At 44.0% G+C, this 24,353-nt stretch carries 14 protein-coding genes, 2 tRNA genes and 3 rRNA genes; 12 read left to right on the top strand and 7 right to left on the bottom strand.

Going from position 1 to position 24,353, the window contains the following annotated elements:
- The first annotated feature begins 7 nt into the window (after positions 1-7).
- The 4 genes from mreC to rodA are packed head-to-tail and all read left to right on the top strand — an operon-like array spanning position 8 to position 4,650.
- On the top strand, positions 8-853 hold the full coding sequence (mreC, locus tag NQ505_RS01320; protein WP_004299942.1) for a rod shape-determining protein MreC: 846 nt from the start codon (positions 8-10) through the stop codon (positions 851-853).
- Positions 850-1,347, top strand: coding sequence for a rod shape-determining protein MreD (mreD, locus tag NQ505_RS01315; RefSeq protein WP_004299943.1), 498 nt, complete (start codon positions 850-852; stop codon positions 1,345-1,347). The genes mreC and mreD overlap by 4 nt, the downstream gene beginning before the upstream one ends.
- A 2-nt stretch (positions 1,348-1,349) precedes the next feature.
- Positions 1,350-3,212 carry a penicillin-binding protein 2 gene (mrdA, locus tag NQ505_RS01310; protein ID WP_004324644.1) on the top strand — a complete coding sequence of 621 codons (1,863 nt, stop codon included), beginning with the start codon at positions 1,350-1,352 and terminating at the stop codon, positions 3,210-3,212.
- Positions 3,193-4,650: a rod shape-determining protein RodA gene (gene rodA / locus NQ505_RS01305; protein ID WP_004304911.1), complete on the top strand. Its 1,458-nt coding sequence runs from the start codon at positions 3,193-3,195 to the stop codon at positions 4,648-4,650. The genes mrdA and rodA overlap by 20 nt, the downstream gene beginning before the upstream one ends.
- Before the next feature lie 2 nt (positions 4,651-4,652).
- On the opposite strand, the gene gldH is transcribed toward rodA, so the two are convergent.
- From gldH to NQ505_RS01280, 5 genes are all read right to left on the bottom strand, one after another.
- Positions 4,653-5,126 carry a gliding motility lipoprotein GldH gene (gene gldH / locus NQ505_RS01300; protein ID WP_008997857.1) on the bottom strand — a complete coding sequence of 158 codons (474 nt, stop codon included), beginning with the start codon at positions 5,124-5,126 and terminating at the stop codon, positions 4,653-4,655.
- A complete protein-coding gene (locus NQ505_RS01295; RefSeq protein ID WP_008997856.1) occupies positions 5,104-6,609 on the bottom strand; it encodes a stage 0 sporulation family protein in 1,506 nt (501 codons plus the stop codon). Before NQ505_RS01295 ends, gldH begins: the two co-directional genes overlap by 23 nt.
- Positions 6,610-6,623: 14 nt before the next feature.
- The gene (locus NQ505_RS01290; protein WP_008997855.1) at positions 6,624-7,748 is read right to left on the bottom strand and encodes an ATP-binding protein; all 1,125 of its coding nucleotides are present in this window, start codon (positions 7,746-7,748) and stop codon (positions 6,624-6,626) included.
- Position 7,749: 1 nt separating this feature from the next.
- Complete coding sequence (gene metF, locus NQ505_RS01285; RefSeq protein WP_004299949.1) at positions 7,750-8,703, bottom strand: methylenetetrahydrofolate reductase [NAD(P)H]; 954 nt, start codon at positions 8,701-8,703, stop codon at positions 7,750-7,752.
- Between the two features lie 187 nt (positions 8,704-8,890).
- Positions 8,891-9,403 carry a ferritin-like domain-containing protein gene (locus tag NQ505_RS01280; RefSeq protein WP_004299950.1) on the bottom strand — a complete coding sequence of 171 codons (513 nt, stop codon included), beginning with the start codon at positions 9,401-9,403 and terminating at the stop codon, positions 8,891-8,893.
- A gap of 1,329 nt (positions 9,404-10,732) precedes the next feature.
- Between NQ505_RS01280 and NQ505_RS01275 the strand changes: the two genes are divergently transcribed.
- From NQ505_RS01275 to rrf, 5 genes are all read left to right on the top strand, one after another.
- Positions 10,733-12,257 (top strand): 16S ribosomal RNA (locus tag NQ505_RS01275).
- A gap of 186 nt (positions 12,258-12,443) precedes the next feature.
- Positions 12,444-12,520, top strand: a tRNA-Ile gene (locus NQ505_RS01270).
- A 58-nt stretch (positions 12,521-12,578) separates the two neighbouring features.
- Positions 12,579-12,655: transfer RNA gene (locus NQ505_RS01265), tRNA-Ala, on the top strand.
- A gap of 156 nt (positions 12,656-12,811) precedes the next feature.
- Positions 12,812-15,691, top strand: a 23S ribosomal RNA gene (locus NQ505_RS01260).
- 77 nt (positions 15,692-15,768) lie between these two features.
- A 5S ribosomal RNA gene (gene rrf / locus NQ505_RS01255) occupies positions 15,769-15,879 on the top strand.
- The 16S, 23S and 5S rRNA genes sit together here with 2 tRNA genes alongside, the layout of an rRNA operon.
- Before the next feature lie 73 nt (positions 15,880-15,952).
- Here the strand turns inward: rrf and NQ505_RS01250 are convergent.
- Entirely contained in the window at positions 15,953-17,743 is a 1,791-nt protein-coding gene (locus NQ505_RS01250) for a glycoside hydrolase family 15 protein (protein WP_004323567.1), read from the bottom strand.
- Positions 17,744-17,755: 12 nt separating this feature from the next.
- On the bottom strand, positions 17,756-20,029 hold the full coding sequence (locus NQ505_RS01245; protein WP_008999070.1) for a bifunctional alpha,alpha-trehalose-phosphate synthase (UDP-forming)/trehalose-phosphatase: 2,274 nt from the start codon (positions 20,027-20,029) through the stop codon (positions 17,756-17,758).
- A 448-nt stretch (positions 20,030-20,477) separates the two neighbouring features.
- Here NQ505_RS01245 and NQ505_RS26255 point away from each other — a divergent pair, with 448 nt between their 5' ends.
- The 3 genes from NQ505_RS26255 to kdpB are packed head-to-tail and all read left to right on the top strand — an operon-like array spanning position 20,478 to position 24,348.
- Positions 20,478-20,558: a potassium-transporting ATPase subunit F gene (locus NQ505_RS26255; RefSeq protein WP_073343870.1), complete on the top strand. Its 81-nt coding sequence runs from the start codon at positions 20,478-20,480 to the stop codon at positions 20,556-20,558.
- A gap of 31 nt (positions 20,559-20,589) precedes the next feature.
- Positions 20,590-22,296 (top strand): potassium-transporting ATPase subunit KdpA, encoded by a 1,707-nt coding sequence (gene kdpA / locus NQ505_RS01240; protein WP_008999069.1) that lies wholly within the window; start codon positions 20,590-20,592, stop codon positions 22,294-22,296.
- A gap of 18 nt (positions 22,297-22,314) precedes the next feature.
- A complete protein-coding gene (gene kdpB, locus NQ505_RS01235; protein ID WP_008999068.1) occupies positions 22,315-24,348 on the top strand; it encodes a potassium-transporting ATPase subunit KdpB in 2,034 nt (677 codons plus the stop codon).
- Positions 24,349-24,353 lie beyond the last annotated feature (5 nt).

Below are 24,353 nucleotides of genomic sequence, written 5' to 3'. Positions count from 1 at the left end.
ACCGGGGATGAGGAATTTATTAAACTTCCTTCTGAAATACAATTACTGGTTCCTCTTCATCTTATTGGAGGTAGCCAGTTTTGTTTTGTTATTTCGGTTCAACCGTTATCAGCAGAGTGCATTCTTCACTTCTGCCAATACGGTTGTGGGGGCGGTTTATGAAGTTTCGGGAGGGATTTCCTCTTATTTTCATCTGAAATCGGTCAATGAAGATCTGTTGGATCGCAACATGGTGCTCGAACAACAGATCACTAATCTGGAAAAAGCATTGAGAGAGCAGCAGCTCGATTCTATGGCCATCAACAGCATCCGGCAGGTGCCGCAAGCAGATTATCAGTTGTTTAAAGCGCATGTGATAAAGAACAGTTTGAATCTGGTTGATAATTATATCACGCTCGATAAAGGTTCCTCTTCCGGTATTCGCTCCGAAATGGGAGTAGTGGACGGTAATGGGATTGTAGGGATTGTTTATGAAACATCTCCTTCCTACTCGGTGGTGATTTCGGTACTGAACAGCAAGTCGAATATCAGTTGCAAGATTATCGGCAGTGATTATTTCGGCTACCTGAAATGGGAACATGGAGATTCGCGCTATGCTTATCTGAAAGACTTGCCTCGTCATGCAGAGTTTAATTTGGGAGATACAGTCGTTACCAGTGGTTTCTCCACCGTCTTTCCCGAAGGTATAATGGTGGGGACGGTAGATGATATGTCCGACTCTAATGACGGACTTTCCTATCTGTTGAAAATCAAGCTGGCTACTGATTTCGGTAAGTTGAGTGACGTTCGGGTGGTAGCCCGGACAGGTCAGGAAGAACAGAAGAAACTTGAAAATAAGGTGATGAAAGAATGATTATTACTTATATACATAGAATCGGATGGTTTATCGGCTTGGTACTTCTTCAGGTGCTAATCCTTAATAGTGTACATATTGCCGGCTATGCTACTCCTTTTCTCTATATCTATTTTATTCTGAAATTCAGCTCCGGCACTTCCCGGAATGAACTGATGTTGTGGGCTTTTTTCTTCGGGCTGACCATTGATATATTCTCCGATACTCCGGGAATGAATGCGGCAGCTACCGTATTGCTTGCCTTTCTCCGTCCCTCTTTGCTTCGTCTGTTCATGCCCCGTGATAATCCGGACAGCCTTATTCCCTCTTTCAAGACGATGGGAATCAGTCCTTTCTTAAAATATACTACTGCAAGTGTTTTTGTGCACAGTCTGGCATTACTCTCCATTGAGTTCTTCTCATTTACCAGCATTTGGCTGTTACTGTTGCGAGTGCTTCTTTGCACTATTCTGACTGTAACCTGTATCATAGCTATAGAAGGGATTAAGAAGTAACGATGGCAAAAGATTATATCTTAGAGAAGCGCAAATTTGTAATCGGAGGCATTGCTATCTCCATTGTTTTGATTTATCTGATACGTCTTTTTGTATTGCAGATCACGACCGATGACTACAAGAAGAATGCTGATAGTAACGCTTTTCTGAATAAGATCCAATACCCCTCGCGTGGCGCTATTTATGACCGGACCGGTAAACTATTGGTATTCAACCAGCCGGCATACGACATAACGATCGTGCCAAAGGAAATAGAGAATCTGGACACACTCGATTTATGCCAATCGCTGAATATCACCCGTGCGCAGTTTCTCAAAATAATGAGCGACATGAAAGACCGTCGCCGCAATCCGGGGTATTCCCGCTATACCAACCAGTTGTTTATGTCGCAACTTTCGGCGGAAGAATGTGGTGTCTTTCAGGAAAAGCTGTTTAAGTTTCGTGGCTTTTATATCCAACGGCGTACCATTCGTCAATATTCGTACAATGCTGCCGCCCATGCTTTGGGAGATATAGGAGAAGTCTCCGCAAAAGAAATGGAAGCGGATGAAGAAGGATACTACATCCGTGGGGATTATGTCGGCAAGTTAGGAGTCGAGAAATCGTATGAAAAGTACCTGCGTGGCGAGAAAGGGATTGAGATTCTGCTTCGCGATGCGCACGGTCGTATCCAGGGACATTATATGGATGGTGAATATGACCGTCCTTCCGTTCCCGGCAAGAACCTGACATTGAGTTTGGATATTGACTTACAGATGCTGGGCGAACGTTTATTAAAGAATAAGATTGGAAGCATTGTGGCTATTGAACCGGAGACCGGAGAAATCCTTTGTCTGGTATCCTCTCCCAATTATGACCCGCATTTGATGATTGGGCGCCAGCGTGGCAAGAACCATCTGGCCTTGCAACGTGATATGACCAAACCACTTTTGAATCGTGCCCTGATGGGAGTGTATCCTCCGGGATCTACGTTCAAAACAGCGCAAGGACTGACGTTTCTGCAAGAAGGAATTATCACCGAACAAAGTCCGGCATTCCCTTGCTCACATGGATTCCATTACGGAAGATTGACAGTAGGCTGTCATGCTCACGGATCTCCCTTGCCATTGATTCCGGCTATTGCTACATCGTGCAACTCCTATTTCTGTTGGGGATTGTTCCGTATGTTTGGCGATCGTAAATACGGTTCGCCACAAAACGCCATTACGGTCTGGAAAGACCACATGGTTTCGCAAGGATTTGGCTACAAACTGGGAGTTGATTTGCCGGGAGAGAAACGGGGGCTGATTCCGAATGCGCAGTTCTACGATAAAGCCTATCGCGGACATTGGAACGGACTAACAGTAATCAGTATCTCTATCGGACAGGGGGAAATTCTATCCACTCCCCTTCAGATTGCTAACCTGGGAGCAACCATTGCTAACAGAGGATACTTTGTGACACCGCATATTGTAAAGGAAATCCAAGATAATCAGTTGGACAGCATCTATCGCGTACCACGCTATACCACTATTGAGAAAAGACATTATGAATCAGTCGTAGAAGGGATGCGTGGCGCAGCTACCGGAGGAACTTGTCGTATGCTGTCAGTGATGGTTCCGGATTTGGAAGCCTGTGGAAAAACGGGTACTGCGCAGAACCGCGGACACGACCACTCGGTATTTATGGGCTTTGCGCCGATGAACAAACCGAAGATAGCTATTGCCGTCTATGTAGAGAACGGCGGATGGGGGGCTACTTATGGAGTTCCTTTCGGCGCACTGATGATGGAACAGTATTTGAAAGGCAAGCTCTCGCCGGAAAACGAGTTGAGGGCGGAAGAATTTAGTAACAGAGTGATATTATATGGTAACGAGGAACGATAGTTTGTGGAAAACGCTGGACTGGGTAACGATTTTTATTTACCTGCTCCTGATTGTTGGCGGATGGTTTAGCGTCTGCGGAGCCAGCTATGACTATGGCGAACGCGACTTCCTCGACTTCTCGACCCGTGCCGGCAAGCAATTCGTGTGGATTATCTGTTCCTTCGGGCTCGGATTCGTGCTGTTGATGCTGGAAGACCGTATGTATGATATGTTCGCGTACATTATATATGTGGGGATGATTCTCTTGCTCATTGTTACCATCTTCATAGCACCGGACACCAAAGGATCACGCTCCTGGCTTGTCATGGGGCCTGTGAGCCTGCAACCCGCCGAGTTTGCCAAGTTCGCTACGGCCTTGGCGTTGGCTAAATACATGAATTCTTATTCATTCAGTATCAAGAAAGAAAAGTGTGCCTTTATCTTGGGGTTCATCATTCTTCTCCCGATGTTATTGATTATCGGGCAGCGGGAGACAGGATCTGCATTGGTTTATCTTGCTTTTTTTCTGGTTCTTTATCGTGAAGGAATGCCGGGAGTAGTGCTTTTTGCGGGCGTATGTGCGGTAATCTACTTTGTGGTCGGCATCCGTTTTGATGAAGTCTTTATCGCCGATACTCCTACACCACTGGGAGAATTTATCGTATTACTATTGATCTTATTATTTGCCGGTGGTATGGTGTGGGTATATCGCAAGAAATGGTCTGCTACCCGCAATATCATTGGTGGAAGTTTGGCTATATTATTGATTGCTTATTTAATATCCGAATATTGGGTACATTTTAGCCTCGTTTGGGTGCAATGGGCGCTTTGTATTGTGGTGATAGGCTATCTGATTTATTTGGCATTAAGTGAGCGGCAACGTACTTATTTCCTGATTGCCCTGTTTACAATCGGTTCTGTCGGCTTCCTGTATTCCAGCAATTATGTATTTGATAATGTGCTCGAACCTCACCAGCAAGTCCGTATCAAAGTAGTGCTCGGTTTGGAAGAAGATTTGACCGGTGCCGGATACAACGTGAATCAGTCCAAGATTGCCATCGGTTCCGGTGGGTTGACAGGAAAAGGATTCCTGAATGGTACGCAAACAAAATTAAAGTACGTGCCCGAACAGGATACCGACTTTATATTCTGTACAGTGGGTGAGGAGCAAGGATTTGTCGGTTCGGCTGCTGTCCTGTTGGCTTTCCTTATTTTGATCTTACGATTAATCTTCCTGTCCGAACGGCAGACTTCCAACTTTGGGCGGGTTTATGGATATTCGGTTGTCAGTATTTTCCTTTTCCACTTATTTATTAATATCGGTATGGTGCTGGGGTTAACTCCGGTTATCGGTATTCCATTGCCTTTCTTCAGCTATGGAGGTTCTTCTTTATGGGGATTTACGATATTGCTGTTTATCTTCCTGCGCATTGATGCAGGACGTGGCAGAAGACTCTAATCTTACTGCTTCTCAATACGGATACCTACATCGCTCAATCCTTGTAACTTTTCATCTTTCATTCCGCTCATAATTTTAATAGTATAATTTGCAGGATGTAAAGGGTGAACAGATGTAATAAAAGTTTCCGATTGGTAAATGCTTCCCCATCCGTGTCCCGTCCATCTTCCGGTAGAGTCAGCCAGGCAGAAAGCAATGGTATCAGTGCGCCATACCGTAGAATCCTGTAGATTCTGACTGATACATAAATGGAGGTCATGATAAGGATATTCGATACTGTTGCGGACTTCCGCAAAAAGCCGGAGAGTAGTGGGAACGCTGTCAGTTATGGGAATCTGAAAAGAGAGTGTATCACTTTTTCCCCATCCCTTGTTGGGAAGGGATTGATAAGAGTGATACACTGTATGTTCATTGCAGGCTGTCAGTAAGCAAGCGCTGAATAGACTCAATATACTATTCTTGAGTAGGCTTTTCATTAGTTGACTGTTTCTCCTGATTCTGATTTCTTTCCGGTCTGGAAGGACGCTCCTGATTAGGACGGCGTTCCTGACGTTCCTGTCCTTGCTGTTCCCGTTGGCGGTCTTGTTGCTGCGGGCGTTCCTGACCTTGCGGACGTTCTTGGTTCTGTCCCCTTTCCGGACGTCTGTTTTCGTTGTTCCGTCCCTGATTCTGTCCTCTGTTCCGGTTGTTATTGTTGTTTCTCGGACGGTTATCTCTTTCCCCTCTGTTGCCGTTTTCTGACGACTGCGGGCGATTATCATTCTCCCGTTGAGGTTGTTGCGGACGATTTCCGCCTTCCGCTTGTTGTTGCGGGCGGTTGCCGTTATTATTACTATTATTGTTTCCCTTCTTCTTCTTTTTATTGTTCCGGTTAGCGTTGTTGCCGCCATCTTTATTATTCCGGCTGCGGTCGAAGCGGGTCACACTTTCCTGTTCCAGCAAGTCGATCGGTTTCTTCGGTTCCGGTTTCTTTTCCTCTTCGATCAAGCTGTCCGGTTTCATCCCTTTCTTATTCATGGAGATGACTTCAAAAGCACGTTTGCCGCTGATTGTAACCAAATTGGCAGGGAAATTCTTATCCGTAGAGTAAGAAACCTGATTGCTTAGAATATCCGCCTTGAAGAAATAGAAAGTACCATCCTTTGTTTCCAACTCTATCTCTCTCGAAGGAAGTCGTTTTTGAGCTTCTACATAACAGTCTACCTCATAGTTCAGGCAACATTTCAGTTTAGCACACTGTCCGGCAAGTTTTTGCGGATTTAGTGAAATGTCCTGAAAACGGGCAGCACTGGTAGACACAGAAACAAAACTCGTCATCCATGTGGCACAGCAGAGCTCGCGTCCGCACGGACCGATTCCGCCGATACGTCCGGCTTCCTGACGGGCACCGATTTGTTTCATTTCAATACGTACGCGGAAAGCTTCGGCCAATACTTTGATTAACTGGCGGAAGTCTACCCGTTCATCAGCGATGTAGTAGAAAATAGCCTTATTACCATCTCCCTGATACTCCACGTCACCGATTTTCATATCCAGATTAAGGTTCAATGCAATTTGGCGTGCACGGATCATGGTAGCATGTTCTTTGGCTTTCGCTTCGTTGAACTTCTCCATATCCACTGGCTTCGCTTTCCGGTAGACACGTTTGATTTCCGTGTCTGCCTTGAAGTTTGCTTTCTTCATTTGCAGCGGAACGAGCCGCCCCGTCAATGTAACTACTCCGATGTCATGACCCGGAGCTGCTTCTACGGCAACTACATCTCCTTTTTCCAGCTTGATCTTGTTGCTGTTCCGAAAATATCCCTTCCGGGTATTCTTGAACTGCACTTCTACCATGTCACTCTCCTCCGCATTGCCCGGTATATCTGCCAGCCAGTCGTAGGTATTCAGTTTTTTATCTTGTCGGGAACATCCTTTGCAGCAAAGGCCGCCGCTCCCATTATGAAGTTTATATTCCATAAGTTATATATTTATTATTGCTTCAACAGTACGATCATCTTCAGTGAGAAGTCGAAGAATACCATTTTAGCATTTACGTTCTGTTCTATATGTAGCTGCGCTTCGCTTAATTCGTCCATGATGCCCATCACATTACGTTCGTTGACAAAAGGTGCAAAGCGAGTTGCAAAATTCTGTTCGTTAATAGTCATATACGTCAGGTTGCGCTGGTGCAGGTTAAAGATAAAGTTTTCGCGGATCATGCGCTGGCAATATTCCAGAAAGTTTTTCTGGCGTTCGCGTCCCATGCTGGCCACCTGTTCGCTCCACATCTTCATCTCCTTTATTTTCCGTTGATAGGACAAGCGCATCAGGTTGACGAAGAGCTCGAAGAATAACTGATTCTCCTCATTCAGATGAATCGTTTCGAGTGCCTTGACGAAATTTCCGTTTGCCAGATGGGCAATCGAAATGCTATCCGCAGGCTGAACATGATATTTACTCTGCAATACCCGGTCGATGCTGGCTTCGTCAATTTTCCGCACATTCATACGTTGAGTACGGCTCAAGATGGTAGGCAGAATCATGTCCGGAGCTTCGGATACCAACAGAAAAATCGTCTTTTCGGGTGGCTCCTCAAGCAGTTTCAGCAACTTATTGGCGCATACCGGGTGCATTTTCTCGGGCAACCATACAATCGTAATCTTAAATCCACCCTCACTGGATTTCAGACTGAGCTTCTTCAGGATCTCATCGCTCTCTTTGGCATAAATCAGCGCTTGCGAGTTCTCCGCATCCATTTCACCCAGCCAATGGTTGAGGTTAAAATAAGGATTGTTAATAACAAATGGCCGCCAATCGGCAATATAATCATCGCACACTTCTTTCTTTCCTTTCGCACTTTTTACGATGGGGAATACGAAATGCACATCCGGATGTACCAGCTTATTGAATTTCACACAAGACGGACAAACACCGCAAGCATCTTCCTCGCCCCGATTGGTGCAACTGATGTAGCGTGCGTATGCGATAGCCAATGGCATTTTACCAACTCCCTCGGGACCGCAAATGAGTTGGGCATGTGGAATACGCCCCTCGTTCACTTCCTGAATGAGTCGTTGCTTGATTTCTTCTTGTCCGATTACGTCTCTGAAAAACATATCAATAAATGATTTTGGCTATTTCCTTGATACTGTCTACTGCTCCGATGGAATAGAAATGGATGCTCGGAACTCCATGTTCCATCAACTCCTTGCATTGAGCCACGCACCATTCAACACCCACCTGTTCGGCTTCCGCGTCATTTTTGCATTTCAATGCTTCTTTCACCAGATCTTCCGGCAAATCCACCTTGAATGTTTTGGGGATCATGCTTAGTTGGGAGATTTTCTTGAAAGGCTTGATTCCCGGAATGATAGGAATGTTGATACCTGCTGCCTTAGCCTGCTCCACAAAATCGAAATATTTCTTATTATCGTAGAATAATTGTGTCACAGCATACTCTGCACCAGTTTCTACCTTCTTTTTCAGCCAGTAAAGATCTGTCTCTATGTTAGGAGATTCTTCATGCTTTTCCGGATAACACGCCACGCCATACGAGAAAGGACTGGCGGTGACTTTCATCTCCGAACCGTCAACGAAGATTCCTTTATTGAAATTATTAATCTGCTCCTGCAATTCAATCGCATGATGATATCCGTCTCCTTCGGGAGTAAATACCGATTCATGTTTAGCCTTGTCTCCACGGAGTACCAGCAAATCTGTTATATTCAGAAATTGCAAATCCAGCAATACATATTCGGTTTCCTCACGCGTGAAACCACTGCACAGGATATGAGGAACCACAGTAATATTATATTTATTCTGAATGGCTGCTGCCACAGCGACTGTTCCCGGACGCCTTCTCAGGCGGTTTCTCTGAAAGAGCCCGTTGCCGAGATCTTTGTAGACATATTCGCTACGATGCGTGGTGATATTGATATATTTCGGATCAAATTCTCGAAGAGTGTCGATTGTCTGATAGAGCTTTTCGATTCCGGTTCCCTTCAAAGGAGGGAGAATTTCGAAAGAAAAAGCTGTACCTTTACTGTTATTTATTAAATCAATTACTTTCATTCCTTTTCGTTGATGTTGTTATCTACTTGGATTAAACATGCATATTGGGACAAAAATACGAAAAAAGAAAGATTTCTTCTTGATTTGTTTGAAAATAGTTTGGTTTTTATCGTACTATTACATAAAAGAGGGCATATCCTGTATTTCGGATGCACCCTCTCTCACCTAATCATTATTAAATTAGAATTTACTTTTCGAGAAATGATTTCTTCATTCTGGCAATGTCAGTCAGATAATCTTGTAAATCTTGTTCATGTTCTTCCTCTTCGGCAAGAATATGTTTGGCGATATCACAAGTGGTGAAATCTTTCCCGTTAGTAAAGTCGGCAATTTCTTGATAACGGAGAATGGCACAGCGTTCGGAAGCAACATTATCCTTCAGTAAACTGACTGAATCGAAGCCTTGCGGAGCATCATATTTGCATCTTGCCAGTTCGAACCATTGTTTCGGATCAAGTACCGGAACCCCTTCCAGCTCGATGATACGGTCGGCAAGCAGCTGTGCATGTCTACGTTCTTCTTCGGCATGTTCCTCGAACTCACCTTGTACGTCGGCACGCATGGCGCCTTCCACTACTAATGCACCTACCCAATATTGGTAATATGCCAACCACTCTTCAGCCAATGCTGCGTTCAACTGTGAAATTAAACTTTCTACATCTAATTTACCTTGTAGGATTTTTACACTTTCTCTAGCCATAATTTTAAAGTTTAGGTTACTATGTTTAAATCGCTAATGTAACAGACGGAGGTTCTTTTTGTTTGAGTATCCCGGAGGTTTTAACAGAAAGAATGCATTGTACTGTGCAGCTCCTTCTTTTTTAATAGAACATGGATGCTTTTAATATTTCATTTCAACTAAATTTTTGTATCACTTTTACCCTCACACCCTCACACCTTCGCTCAATCCCTTTATTCATCGTGGTTACAATGTGTGAGGGTAAGTGCGGTAGTAGGGTGAGGGTAAAAAGTTACCCTCACCCTGTCTCGTCCTGATTCTATCTTAAACAGTTTATAATAAGTGGCTTGTCTATTCGCTTTTATCTTATACTCTTCTATGCAATAGACGTCAATGCCTTATATAATAGATGTTTATCCCTCGTGATTCTTCTGATAAGCCCTAATGTCTTTTAACAGCTCACTGCAGTGAACGAATTTGTTTACTATCGTTAGCTTATTTGCTTACATCTGATAGCTTATTTGTTCACTGCAGTGAGCCCTTGCCAACTACTAAGCAAATGAATATTGAACATAAGAAGAAAGCTTATGAAATGGCATATCTTATAAAGAAAGACACCTGTATGCTGAAATTAGGATAGTAATTTATTTATTGATTAGTAGGAGCGAATTATAAACCAAAGTAGAGTGATAACAGATAGCTATTCTCACTTTTTTATGTGTTCTTGTCCTGTAGAAATCTATTTTTTAGTTTGTTTCTTTAAGAGTACTTCTCTTTTTACCCTCTCTTTGCGAATATCTTTTTGTTATTTGCTCTACACGCGCGTATGTAATATAATAATGTGCCATTTCCGGCCTGTTTTCATATAGATGTAACATATATGAAGAAAAATATGTTCTACAACATCGTTATGATTCAGTAAGTTAGGGCGGATATCTAAAAATAATTAGAAAAAATAGTCAGATATATTTGGATGTTATAGATAAGTTGTCTACTTTTGCACCCGCTTTGCTAGAGAGACAGAGCCTAATGATTGACATTCTGCTATAAGATGAAGGCCACAGAAAATAAAAACAAAAAAACTTTGAAAAAAGTTTGGAGGTTATCTGAAAAAGTCCTTATCTTTGCATCCGCTTTCGCAAAGAAAGCAGAAGCGGCGGAAGCCACGTTAGTTCTTTGAAATATTGATAAACAATACAAGTAGTACAAGTAAAAAAATAGAACCGTCAATACTTGTCTTATTCAGTAGCGATATAGTTAAGACTAATAGGTATTTGAATAAGGTCAATAAATTTACGGCGTCCTGAACAGAGCAAAAAGTCATCTTAACGGATGATAAAAAATACTTTTACAATGAAGAGTTTGATCCTGGCTCAGGATGAACGCTAGCTACAGGCTTAACACATGCAAGTCGAGGGGCAGCATTTTTCTAGCAATAGAAGAGATGGCGACCGGCGCACGGGTGAGTAACACGTATCCAACCTACCGATAACTCCGGAATAGCCTTTCGAAAGAAAGATTAATACCGGATAGTATACGAATATCGCATGATATTTTTATTAAAGAATTTCGGTTATCGATGGGGATGCGTTCCATTAGTTTGTTGGCGGGGTAACGGCCCACCAAGACTACGATGGATAGGGGTTCTGAGAGGAAGGTCCCCCACATTGGAACTGAGACACGGTCCAAACTCCTACGGGAGGCAGCAGTGAGGAATATTGGTCAATGGGCGCAGGCCTGAACCAGCCAAGTAGCGTGAAGGATGAAGGCTCTATGGGTCGTAAACTTCTTTTATATGGGAATAAAGTTTTCCACGTGTGGAATTTTGTATGTACCATATGAATAAGGATCGGCTAACTCCGTGCCAGCAGCCGCGGTAATACGGAGGATCCGAGCGTTATCCGGATTTATTGGGTTTAAAGGGAGCGTAGGTGGATTGTTAAGTCAGTTGTGAAAGTTTGCGGCTCAACCGTAAAATTGCAGTTGAAACTGGCAGTCTTGAGTACAGTAGAGGTGGGCGGAATTCGTGGTGTAGCGGTGAAATGCTTAGATATCACGAAGAACTCCGATTGCGAAGGCAGCTCACTAGACTGTTACTGACACTGATGCTCGAAAGTGTGGGTATCAAACAGGATTAGATACCCTGGTAGTCCACACAGTAAACGATGAATACTCGCTGTTTGCGATATACAGTAAGCGGCCAAGCGAAAGCATTAAGTATTCCACCTGGGGAGTACGCCGGCAACGGTGAAACTCAAAGGAATTGACGGGGGCCCGCACAAGCGGAGGAACATGTGGTTTAATTCGATGATACGCGAGGAACCTTACCCGGGCTTAAATTGCAAATGAATATGTAGGAAACTATATAGCCGCAAGGCATTTGTGAAGGTGCTGCATGGTTGTCGTCAGCTCGTGCCGTGAGGTGTCGGCTTAAGTGCCATAACGAGCGCAACCCTTATCTTTAGTTACTAACAGGTTATGCTGAGGACTCTAGAGAGACTGCCGTCGTAAGATGTGAGGAAGGTGGGGATGACGTCAAATCAGCACGGCCCTTACGTCCGGGGCTACACACGTGTTACAATGGGGGGTACAGAAGGCAGCTACACGGCGACGTGATGCTAATCCCAAAAACCTCTCTCAGTTCGGATCGAAGTCTGCAACCCGACTTCGTGAAGCTGGATTCGCTAGTAATCGCGCATCAGCCATGGCGCGGTGAATACGTTCCCGGGCCTTGTACACACCGCCCGTCAAGCCATGAAAGCCGGGGGTACCTGAAGTACGTAACCGCAAGGAGCGTCCTAGGGTAAAACTGGTAATTGGGGCTAAGTCGTAACAAGGTAGCCGTACCGGAAGGTGCGGCTGGAACACCTCCTTTCTGGAGCGATGTCGTAACTGTCACCTAAACGTGACAGCCACTTAAAGACTTTAAAGGTTCTGTTTTTTGTACTACTGGTACTTGTTTATTTATAACATATAGATCAACCATCTATAGAAGTATAGATAGAGATAAACAAGAGAAAAAAGAAGCCGAGTCTAACATACAGGTAGACAAGGTTGAACTAGTCCTATAGCTCAGTTGGTTAGAGCGCTACACTGATAATGTAGAGGTCGGCAGTTCAACTCTGCCTGGGACTACCAAGCTCAAGAACGAAGGAATGACGCGTCAGCGGAATGCAGCAATTCTTGATAACCTCTTGGGGGATTAGCTCAGCTGGCTAGAGCATCTGCCTTGCACGCAGAGGGTCAACGGTTCGAATCCGTTATTCTCCACCATCTCTGAAAAGAGAAACGATCTTTGACATGATGTACAAAAAGTAAAATTTTAGTAAGAGCTAAAAGTATATATCAAACCGTACGTGTTCGAGTATGCAATATTGATAGAAGGAAGCAATTCCCATACCAATACCAGTATAAGAATAAAACGTTTGAAAGAAAGTAAGCAAGGGCGCATGGCGGATGCCTTGGCTCTCGGAGGCGATGAAGGACGTGATAAGCTGCGATAAGCTTCGGGAAGGTGCAAATAACCTTTGATCCGAAGATTTCCGAATGGGACAACCCGTCATTCTGAAGGAATGACATCTTGCATAGCAAGAGGCTAACACAGGGAACTGAAACATCTTAGTACCTGTAGGAAAAGAAAATAATAATGATTCCCCTAGTAGTGGCGAGCGAACGGGGATTAGCCCAAACCAATGTTGTTACGGCAATATTGGGGTTGTAGGACCACGATATCGCAAGAACTTTAGTGAGAAGAACCCTTTGGAAAATGGGACCATAGACGGTGATAGTCCGGTATTCGAAGCTAAACGAAGCGTAGTGGTATCCTGAGTAGCGCGGGACACGAGGAATCTTGCGTGAATCTGCCGGGACCATCCGGTAAGGCTAAATACTCCCGAGAGACCGATAGCGAACCAGTACTGTGAAGGAAAGGTGAAAAGCACTTCGAATAGAAGAGTGAAATAGTCCCTGAAACCGTGCGCCTACAAGCGGTCGGAGCAACTTCGGTTGTGACGGCGTGCCTTTTGCATAATGAACCTACGAGTTACTTTTTCCGGCAAGGTTAAGTGTCTTAAGACATGAAGCCGAAGCGAAAGCGAGTCTGAACAGGGCGATTAGTCGGAAGGAGTAGACGCGAAACCAAGTGATCTACCCTTGGTCAGGTTGAAGGTTAGGTAACACTAACTGGAGGACCGAACCGATAAGCGTTGAAAAGCTTCCGGATGAACTGAGGGTGGGGGTGAAAGGCTAATCAAACTTGGAGATAGCTCGTACTCCCCGAAATGCATTTAGGTGCAGCCTTGGGAATTACTACTGTGAGGTAGAGCGACTGATAAGATGCGAGGGCTTCACCGCCTATCAAGTCTTGATAAACTCCGAATGCGCAGTAGTTCGATCCCAGGAGTGAGGGCATGGGTGCTAAGGTCCATGTCCTAAAGGAGAAGAATCCAGACCATCAGCTAAGGTCCCCAAATAATTGCTAAGTTGAACTAACGAAGTCAGATTGCTAAGACAGCTAGGATGTTGGCTTGGAAGCAGCCATTCATTTAAAGAGTGCGTAACAGCTCACTAGTCGAGGAGTTTGGCGTGGATAATAATCGGGCATCAAGCAATTTACCGAAGCTATGGGATCCGTAAGGATCGGTAGGGGAGCATTCCACTCTGCGTCGAAGGTGAAGCGTGAGCTTTGCTGGAGCGTGTGGAAAAGCAAATGTAGGTATAAGTAACGATAAAGGGGGTGAGAAACCCCCTCGCCGAAAGACTAAGGTTTCCTGATCAACGCTAATCGGATCAGGGTTAGTCGGGTCCTAAGGCTCAGCCGAACGGTGAGGCCGATGGCAGAACAGGTTAATATTCCTGTACTACCTTAAAGAGTGACGTGGAGACGGAGGAGTGACAGCGCCGCGGACTGACGGAATAGTCCGTTGAAGGGTGTAGATGTTGATTATCCCAGGCAAATCCAGGATAAGAGTCGAACCTGATAGTATACCAAATTCCTCGGAATAAGGTAATAGTGCGTGTAAACATACTCCCAAGAAAATCCGCTAAACTTAATCTTTAAGGTACCCGTACCGTAAACGGACACACGTAGTCGGGTTGAATATACTAAGGCGCTTGAGTGATTCACGGTTAAGGAACTAGGCAAATTGACCCTGTAACTTCGGGATAAAGGGTCCCAACGAGAGTTGGGCGCAGAGAATAGGTCCAGGCAACTGTTTAACAAAAACACAGGGCTGTGCCAAATTGAAAGATTACGTATACAGCCTGACACCTGCCCGGTGCTGGAAGGTTAAGAGGAGATGTCATCGCAAGAGAAGCATTGAATTGAAGCCCCAGTAAACGGCGGCCGTAACTATAACGGTCCTAAGGTAGCGAAATTCCTTGTCGGGTAAGTTCCGACCTGCACGAATGGTGTAATGATCTGGACACTGTCTCAACCGTGAGCTCAGTGAAATTGTAGTATCGGTGAAGATGCCGATTACCCGCGATGGGACGAAAAGACCCCGTGAACCTTTACTATAGCTTAACATTGAATTTGGGTAATTGATGTGTAGGATAGGCCGGAGACTTTGAAGCAGGTACGCCAGTATTTGTGGAGTCGCTGTTGAAATACGGCCCTTTGATTATTTGAGTTCTAACTCGTAGAAACGAGGACACTGTTTGGTGGGTAGTTTGACTGGGGTGGTCGCCTCCAAAAGTGTAACGGAGGCTTCTAAAGGTGCCCTCAGGACGATTGGTAACCGTCCGTAGAGTGTAATGGCATAAGGGCGCTTGACTGGGAGACAGACAAGTCGATCAGGTAGGAAACTAGAGCATAGTGATCCGGTGTTTCCGTATGGAAGGGACATCGCTCAAAGGATAAAAGGTACTCCGGGGATAACAGGCTGATCCCTCCCAAGAGCTCATATCGACGGAGGGGTTTGGCACCTCGATGTCGGCTCGTCACATCCTGGGGCTGGAGAAGGTCCCAAGGGTTGGGCTGTTCGCCCATTAAAGTGGCACGCGAGCTGGGTTCAGAACGTCGTGAGACAGTTCGGTCTCTATCTATCGTGGGCGTATGAAATTTGCGTGGCTCTGACACTAGTACGAGAGGACCGTGTTGGACTGACCGCTGGTTTACCAGTTGTGCCGCCAGGTGCATTGCTGGGTATCTAAGTCGGGATTGGATAAGTGCTGAAAGCATCTAAGTACGAAGCCAGCCACAAGATTAGATTTCTTAGGGTCGTCAAAGACGATGACGTTGATAGGATGCAGGTGTAAAGGTGGTAACATCAAAGCCGAGCATTACTAATTGCCCGTTCACTTTCTTTCGGACATGTACCGGTTGGGTATATACGTTTAGCTTGCTAGACACTGAAGTTTTACTTTTCATCATGTCATAACCTTCCTCAGGTGGTTATAGCACGAGGGTTCCACCTCTTCCCATTCCGAACAGAGAAGTTAAGCCTCGTCACGCCGATGGTACTGCGTAACAGTGGGAGAGTAGGTAGCCGCCGTTTTTAAGAAGCCCCTTGATTCATTTTGAGTCAAGGGGCTTTCTGTTTTTTTATCACTTCTGAATTAGGGCCTTCTCTAAGGTCGGATAAAAGATAACCTCTTCTCTTCTTCTGCAAATAAAATAGCTGTATTTACTAATGCCAGATGTGAATATGCCTGCGGGAAGTTGCCCAACTGTTCTTTGGTTTCGAAATCAATATCTTCACTAAACAATCCGAGGTGATTGGAATATTTCAGAACTTCGTCAAACAGGCAGCGTGCTTCTTCTTTATGGCCGGTTACAAACAATGCCCGTATAAGCCAGAATGTACAAATCGTAAAAGCAGAAGTAGGCAACCCAAAATCGTCTTTGCTGTTATAGCGATACATAAGTCCTTTATGGAAAAGGGCTTTCTTGACTGCTTCCACTGTTTTATGATAGCGTATATCATCTGCTTCTATAAATCCATAGGGTTCCATCAATAGTAATGAGGAATCCATTGCTTGATTATTATATGTCTGTGTGAAGCTTTGAAGTTCCTTATTCCAGCCATATTTCATCACATCTTTCTTTATTTTTTCGGCTTCCAGTTGCCAACGTTCGCTATAATTATATTTGTTAAGCATTTGAGCGATTTTAGCTCCGCGATCTAAAGCTACCCAACACATCACTTTGGAAGAAACAAAGTGTTGTCCTTCTCCCCGGATCTCCCAGATTCCCTTATCGGGCTTTCTCCAGTTTTCTACTACTTTTGCTAAAATGGTCTTTACCATTTCCCACATGTCTTCAATTTCATCCAGTGTGCCGGGCATGAGGCGATAATATTGGTAAATCAGGTCCATCAGGTAACCAAAAGAGTCGTTTTGTTTCTGATGGTATGCATCATTTCCTATTCGTACAGGTTTGGAGTTCTTATAACCGGATAGATGGTCGAGTATCACTTCGGTTAGTTGGTGCTCGCCCCGGATGCCATACATAATTTGATAATCATGTTTGGAAACGAATGTGGATTGGATAAATTTCATAAAGCGTTTGGCTGCACCGGTATGTCCGATTTGAAACATGGTTTCGATGGACATGGAAGCATCCCGAAGCCAGCAGAAACGATAATCCCAGTTGCGCACTTCTCCTACAGCTTCCGGAAGGCTTGTCGTTAGTGCTGCCAGCACAGCTCCGTTGTGGTAGGACATTAGTTTCAGAACCAATAAACTCCGTTCGATTACGTCATTATATAGAGTGTATTTCTTGCTTCTGTCTGTCCAGTTCAGCCAATATACCAGCGTACGGCAATATTCTATTTTCTCCCTTTCTATGTCGATTGGGATCACTTTCTCGTTATAGGAGAGCAGGAGAAATTCGTCTTTCTCAAGAATGATTTCTTTTTTCTCTTTGATGTCCTGAAGAGACAGGGAAGCATATAAATATTGTCTGTCCTTGTTGTCAAAGGAGCAGTAGGATTCGATATACTGTGGAGTGATATTAAGGATCACTTGTCCCTGCGCATAGTTCGGGGCCGGATGATAGTTGATCTTGAAACGCGGTTTCCCTTTTATCCAATGTATGTAGCGGTATAATTCGGCAGGTAAATAATGCCCTGTTTCGTCTTGTGAACGATAGCAGGGCATATAGTCGAGCACTACGAATTCTCCTTCATCGGAGGAGAATTGGGTAGAAAGAATATTGGTGTGGGGGACATAATTTTGTGTGATGCGATAGTCTCCGGAAACTTCGAATCCGAAAGCTCCTCCTTTCTCCCGGTCGAGCATACTGGCAAAAATAGAAGGAGAATCGAAATCGGGAAAACAGAGCCATTCGATATTTCCGTTCTGCGAAATGAGAGCTGCCGTTCGGCAGTTACCTATCACTCCATAATTTAAATTATTCATATTGATTGCTTTTTATTGAGTTTTTAATAGATCTTTGAGAAAGTCGAAAGCGAAAGTCAGGCGATTCTTAATACTTCCTTCTTTTGTGGCAGTTTTTTGTTTGCCTAGTAAAGACCGTAAGAAAGGAAGTACGTCAGATTGGGCAGACAGGTGATAGTTGGCGGCTTCGGATACGCTACCTATTTTAATGGCGATAGCGCTCTTCGGTAATGCCTGAAACATATCTTCATCTGTAGTGTCGTCTCCCATCGCTATAACAAAATCATAACGTCTGTTGGCTAGCAGACGACCCACCTCGGAACCTTTATTGCAATCCGGTGATTTGATTTCGATCACTTTATTTCCTTGTAGAATTTGTAGTTTCTGCCGGGTACAGAGCGAAATCAGTGTGTTGACGAGTTGTTGGGCTCTTAATGTGCCGAGCCATGCGTCACTTTCACGATAATGCCATGCCAGGGCAGTTTCCTTCACTTCCAGATGGGAACGGGGAGTACGGTCTACAAACATTTGAAGAATAGAGAGAATACCTGCTCCCCATTCTTTCTTCTTTATGTTTTTATGCCAAACCCCGTTCTCTTTGTAGAAAGCCCCATGTTCGGCAGCCATAGACACAGGAAGGGAGCCAAGCCATTTTTCTAATGTAAAGTGATCCCGCCCGCTATTGATAACAATATGATTGGCGGGATCGCTAGCCAGTTGTTGTAGAATAGAAATGAGTTCCGGTGTAGGTTGTGCATCCTCGGGACGTGGTTTGAGAGCCGTCAGTGTACCATCATAGTCCAGCAGAATCAGGCGTTGTTTGGCTTGGTTATACTTGAGCTTGATTTGTGCGATGGTGGCAGCTACGATGCGTTTTTTCCGTAACATATCATTTTTCATACATGTCGCGTTCAGTTCATTGACAAAGTCGGCTGCCCATTTGTTGACTGTCTGTACGGACAGAATGCTTTGCATACGTTGCAGGCGTTGTTTTTGTTCCTCTTCGGGCATTTCAAGTGCCTGGCAAATAGCATTTTCTATTTGTTCTGTATCGTTCGGGTTGATTTGGATAGCGTCCGTCAATTCTACGGCGGCACCTGCCATTTCGCTAAGGATAAGTACACCGGGATTGTCGCATTTGGTAGCTACGTATTCTTTGGCTACCAGATTCATTCCGTCCCGAAGTGGAGTGACGAGGGCTATGTCGGCCACATAGTACATGGCAGTCAGTTCTTCCAGTGAAAAGCCATGATAGAAATAACAGACGGGAGTCCAGTTCATTGTGGAGTAACGTCCGTTGATAGAGCCGATTTCTTCGTCAATTTTTGTTTTTAGTTCCGCATAACTGCCTACATGGTCGCGTGAAGGGACAATGACCATTGCCAATGTAACTTTACCGTGATATTCAGCATGATGTTCGAGGAAGGTGGCAAAGCCACGAAGACGGTGCAATATGCCTTTGCTGTAATCCAGTCTGTCTACTGACAGGATCAGTTTATGCTCGCCGAAAAGTTTCCGGGTACGTTCAATAGCTTGGTGCACTTCTTTATTTTCCGAGGCCTTATGATAAGATTCATAGTTGATTCCCATTGGTAATGCCTCTACTCTGGTCACCCGGTTGTTGATCTGTACTTCATCCAATTTAAAATCGAGATGTAATACACGTTCTACAGCACTGATGAAATGACGCATATAGTCGTGGGTGTGGAAAGCAATGAAGTCGGCTCCTAATAAGCCTTTCAGTATCTCGGCGCGCTCCGGCAGAATACGAAAAAGTTCGTAGGAAGGGAACGGGATATGATGGAAATATCCGATACAGAGTTCCGGATATATTTTCCTCAACATTCCCGGAAGTAGCATCAACTGATAATCCTGTATCCATACTTTGTCGCCGGGACGTACCAGTCGGCAAATCTCCTCACAGAAAAGACGGTTGACTTGCTGGTAGGATTGCCAAAAACAGTTCTTATATAAGGTATAAGCATAAAAGTAATGGCATAAAGGCCAGATAGTACTGTTACTGTATCCTTCGTAGTAATTTTCAATTTGCTTTTCCGACAAGAAGACCGGATGAAAATTCATTTCCTGTAGTTTCTCGTTAATCTCCTGTTGGTCCTTTTCTTCATTGGCACATATTCCGGGCCAACCTATCCAGTGCTTCTCATAAGAAGTCTGAAGAGAATCCAAACCTGTTGCCAGTCCGCCTTCGCTACGCGAAAATGCGAATTTACCGTTTGTGCCGGCTACTTTGACAGGTAATCTGTTTGCAATAATATAAAGTTTCATATCTATCTCTTTGCAAAGCATATACCAATAGACCTATATTAGTTGTTAATCTCTTATTATCAGTGTATTATAAGTATTATGTTTCCTTCTCTTGCCTTTTCAAAATGAAAATCCCCCTTTCAAAGTGGTAATTTGCTTATTTTTTCTCTTCTGAAATTCCGGAAAAGTACAAAGCTTTTCAAAATAGAATCCTTTTTTCAAAATGGAAGGGTATGTTGGATGGATAGAAAGTTTCTTGTGATGTGTATTTTGTTGAATATTAGTCTGTTATCTGCTGTGTGTTTTTTGTGGCACGCATTTGGCATGAAGGGTGGCGAGTAAAAAAATAATAGTAATCATTTAAAAGGTAAAAACATGGGAATAACACTATCATTTATTTTCTGCCTGTTAAGCGGTTTCGCTTGTTTCTGGCTATTTTGGAAATGTGTAGACTGGTTTGAAAATATTTAAAGAAAAAGGAGAATTGATTATGTACACAGCATTATTCGTATTAGGTATTGCGATCTTCGGTTATTTGATGTACGTGCTCGTCAAACCCGAAAAGTTTTAAAGTAACACACACAGTTTAAGGTAAAAAGTATATGAATACAGAAATTTTAGGCGTGGTTGTTCAGATAGCCTTGATGGTGATTCTGGCTTATCCACTGGGAAAATACATTGCTAAGGTCTACAGAGGAGAAAAGACCTGGTCTGATTTTATGGCTCCTATCGAAAGAGTCATTTATAAAGTTTGTGGAATCGACCCCAATGAAGAAATGAACTGGAAACAATTCCTGAAAGCATTGTTGATTTTGAATGCTTTCTGGTTTTTCTGGGGAATGGTACTCTTGGTTTCACAAGGATGGTTGCCCTTAAATCCGGACGGCAACGGACCGCAGACTCCGGATCAGGCATTTAATACCTGTATTAGTTTTATGGTGAACTGTAACTTGCAGCACTATAGCGGTGAAAGCGGACTGACTTATTTTACTCAACTGTTCGTCATCATGCTATTCCAGTTTATTACCGCAGCAACAGGTATGGCTGCTATGGCAGGTATTATGAAGAGTATTGCTGCAAAAACAACCAAAACGATTGGTAACTTCTGGCAATTTCTGGTAATAAGCTGTACACGTATTTTATTGCCTCTTTCTCTGATTGTAGGTTTTATCCTGATTCTTCAGGGAACCCCGATGGGATTTGATGGTAAGATGAAAGTGACTACGATGGAAGGCCAGGAACAAATGGTTTCTCAAGGTCCTACGGCTGCAATTGTTCCTATCAAGCAATTAGGAACGAATGGTGGTGGTTACTTTGGTGTAAACTCTTCTCATCCGTTGGAAAACCCGACTTATCTTACTAATATGGCAGAATGTTGGTCTATCCTGATTATCCCGATGGCAATGGTATTTGCGCTAGGATTCTATACCCGCAGAAAGAAGTTGGCTTATAGTATATTCGGAGTAATGCTTTTCGCTTTTCTGGTAGGCGTATGTATTAATGTCAGTCAGGAAATGGGCGGTAATCCACGCATTGATGAATTGGGAATTGCGCAGGATAATGGTGCGATGGAAGGTAAAGAGGTCCGTTTGGGAGCCGGAGCAACGGCATTATGGAGTATTGTAACTACTGTAACCTCTAATGGTTCTGTGAATGGTATGCATGATTCCACTATGCCGCTGTCCGGAATGATGGAGATGCTGAATATGCAGATTAACACCTGGTTTGGCGGTGTAGGTGTAGGATGGATGAACTACTATACATTTATTATCATTACAGTGTTTATCAGCGGTTTGATGGTAGGACGTACGCCGGAATTCCTCGGTAAGAAAGTGGAAGCCCGCGAAATGAAAATCGCTACGATTGTAGCTCTGCTTCATCCGTTTGTCATTTTGGTATTTACAGCACTTTCAAGTTATATTTATGTGCATCACCCTGATTTTGTGGAAAGTGAAGGTGGATGGTTGAACAACTTGGGATTCCACGGTTTAAGTGAGCAACTTTACGAGTACACTTCTTGTGCTGCCAATAACGGTTCCGGTTTTGAAGGTTTGGGAGATAATACTTATTTCTGGAATTATACGTGTGGTATTGTTCTGATTTTGAGCCGTTTTATTCCTATCATCGGGCAGGTTGCCATTGCCGGATTACTGGCACAGAAGAAATTCATTCCGGAAAGTGCCGGCACATTGAAGACCGATACATTGACTTTCGGAGTCATGACATTTGTGGTTATCTTCATTATTGCTGCGCTGTCATTCTTCCCGGTACATGCATTGAGCACAATTGCTGAACATTTAAGTTTGTAATACTGAATTAGAGAAGATATGAAAGATAATAAATCAGCTTCTTTGTTTCCAAAGGAGCAAGTTATAGAAAGTTTGAAACAGTCATTCGTGAAACTGAACCCCCGGATAATGATAAAGAACCCGATTATGTTTACAGTAGAAGTGGCTACAGTAGTCATGCTGCTCGTAACGCTCTACTCCATTGTAAATTCTTCACAAGGTTCGTTTGCTTACAACATTGCCGTGTTTATCATTCTGTTTGTAACCTTGTTGTTTGCCAATTTTGCCGAAGCTATTGCCGAAGCACGTGGTAAAGCACAGGCCGACAGCTTGCGTAAGACTCGTGAAGAGACACCGGCTAAGAAAGTGGAAGGCAATAAAATCGTTACTGTCAGTTCTTCACAGTTGAAGAAAGGAGATGTATTTGTTTGTGAGGCTGGAGACGTGATTCCTTCCGATGGTGAGATTATTGAAGGCTTGGCTTCTATTGATGAAAGTGCTATCACCGGCGAGTCTGCTCCGGTTATTCGTGAGGCAGGTGGCGATAAGAGTTCTGTAACGGGTGGTACGAAGGTATTGTCCGATCATATAAAAGTAATGGTGACTACTCAACCGGGAGAAAGTTTTCTCGACAAGATGATTGCACTGGTAGAAGGTGCTTCCCGCCAGAAAACCCCGAATGAGATTGCGTTGACTATTCTGTTGGCAGGTTTTACGCTTGTTTTCGTCATAGTGTGTGTTACCTTGAAACCGTTTGCCGACTATAGTAATACGGTCATCACCATTGCTTCGCTTATTTCTTTGTTTGTGTGTCTGATTCCGACAACTATCGGTGGACTTCTCTCTGCTATCGGTATTGCCGGTATGGACCGCGCGCTTCGTGCCAACGTGATTACTAAATCCGGTAAAGCAGTAGAGACTGCCGGTGATATTGATACGTTGTTGCTGGATAAAACAGGTACTATCACAATCGGTAACCGTAAAGCAACTCATTTCCATACGGCTCCGGGTGTCAATTTGCACGATTTTGTGGAGACTTGTCTGTTGTCTTCCTTGTCCGATGAAACGCCGGAGGGTAAGTCTATCGTAGAACTGGGACGCGAGTCGGGCGTCCGTATGCGTAACCTGAATACAACGGGAGCGCGTATGATTAAGTTTACGGCTGAAACTAAATGTTCGGGAGTAGACTTGGCAGATGGAACACAGATTCGTAAAGGTGCTTTCGATGCTATCCGTAAGATGGTGGAAGGTGAAGGAAATGAATTTCCGAAAGAAGTGGAAGAGATCATCTCTTCTATCTCTAGCAATGGTGGTACGCCGTTGGTAGTATGTGTAAACAAGAAGGTGACCGGTGTCATTGAGTTGCAGGATATTATCAAACCGGGTATTCAGGAACGTTTCGAACGTCTGCGTAAGATGGGAGTGAAGACGGTCATGGTGACAGGGGATAACCCGTTAACTGCAAAATATATTGCTGAAAAAGCCGGTGTGGATGATTTTATCGCTGAAGCTAAACCGGAAGATAAGATGGAATATATCAAGAAGGAACAGCAGGCTGGTAAATTGGTTGCAATGATGGGAGACGGAACGAACGATGCTCCTGCTCTGGCACAAGCCAATGTGGGTGTAGCCATGAATAGCGGTACACAGGCAGCAAAGGAAGCCGGTAATATGGTCGACTTGGATAACGATCCGACGAAATTGATTGAGATTGTGGAAATCGGTAAACAATTGTTGATGACACGTGGTACGCTGACTACTTTCTCTATTGCCAATGACGTGGCCAAATATTTCGCAATTGTTCCTGCCTTGTTTATGATTGCTATTCCTGAACTGGCTGCTCTGAATATCATGCATCTGCATAGTCCTGAAAGCGCCATTCTTTCGGCAGTCATTTTTAATGCGATTATTATTCCGATTCTGATTCCGCTGGCTTTGCGTGGTGTGCAATACAAACCGATAGGTGCAAGTGCTTTGCTTCGCCGTAATCTGCTGATCTATGGTGTGGGTGGTGTGATTGCTCCTTTCGTGGGAATCAAATTGATAGATTTAGTAGTAGGTTTATTCTTTTAATTAAA

Origin of the sequence: Bacteroides sp. D2 (assembly GCF_025147085.1) — a bacterium.
In the GTDB taxonomy this organism is placed as follows: domain Bacteria; phylum Bacteroidota; class Bacteroidia; order Bacteroidales; family Bacteroidaceae; genus Bacteroides.
Note: the sequence above shows the minus strand (reverse complement) of the source record. Positions and strands in the feature narration are given on the sequence as shown.

What these genes read in the sequence shown, in the direction of transcription:
- kdpB (WP_008999068.1), top strand. Translation starts at nt 22,315, where the DNA reads ATGAAAGATAATAAATCAGCTTCTTTGTTTCCAAAGGAGCAAGTTATA.
- mreC (WP_004299942.1), top strand. Translation starts at nt 8, where the DNA reads ATGAGGAATTTATTAAACTTCCTTCTGAAATACAATTACTGGTTCCTC.
- mrdA (WP_004324644.1), top strand. Translation starts at nt 1,350, where the DNA reads ATGGCAAAAGATTATATCTTAGAGAAGCGCAAATTTGTAATCGGAGGC.
- gldH (WP_008997857.1), bottom strand. Translation starts at nt 5,126, where the DNA reads ATGAAAAGCCTACTCAAGAATAGTATATTGAGTCTATTCAGCGCTTGC.
- kdpA (WP_008999069.1), top strand. Translation starts at nt 20,590, where the DNA reads ATGAATACAGAAATTTTAGGCGTGGTTGTTCAGATAGCCTTGATGGTG.
- NQ505_RS01295 (WP_008997856.1), bottom strand. Translation starts at nt 6,609, where the DNA reads ATGGAATATAAACTTCATAATGGGAGCGGCGGCCTTTGCTGCAAAGGA.
- NQ505_RS01280 (WP_004299950.1), bottom strand. Translation starts at nt 9,403, where the DNA reads ATGGCTAGAGAAAGTGTAAAAATCCTACAAGGTAAATTAGATGTAGAA.
- metF (WP_004299949.1), bottom strand. Translation starts at nt 8,703, where the DNA reads ATGAAAGTAATTGATTTAATAAATAACAGTAAAGGTACAGCTTTTTCT.
- NQ505_RS01250 (WP_004323567.1), bottom strand. Translation starts at nt 17,743, where the DNA reads ATGAATAATTTAAATTATGGAGTGATAGGTAACTGCCGAACGGCAGCT.
- NQ505_RS26255 (WP_073343870.1), top strand. Translation starts at nt 20,478, where the DNA reads ATGTACACAGCATTATTCGTATTAGGTATTGCGATCTTCGGTTATTTG.
- rodA (WP_004304911.1), top strand. Translation starts at nt 3,193, where the DNA reads ATGGTAACGAGGAACGATAGTTTGTGGAAAACGCTGGACTGGGTAACG.
- NQ505_RS01290 (WP_008997855.1), bottom strand. Translation starts at nt 7,748, where the DNA reads ATGTTTTTCAGAGACGTAATCGGACAAGAAGAAATCAAGCAACGACTC.
- mreD (WP_004299943.1), top strand. Translation starts at nt 850, where the DNA reads ATGATTATTACTTATATACATAGAATCGGATGGTTTATCGGCTTGGTA.
- NQ505_RS01245 (WP_008999070.1), bottom strand. Translation starts at nt 20,029, where the DNA reads ATGCTTTGCAAAGAGATAGATATGAAACTTTATATTATTGCAAACAGA.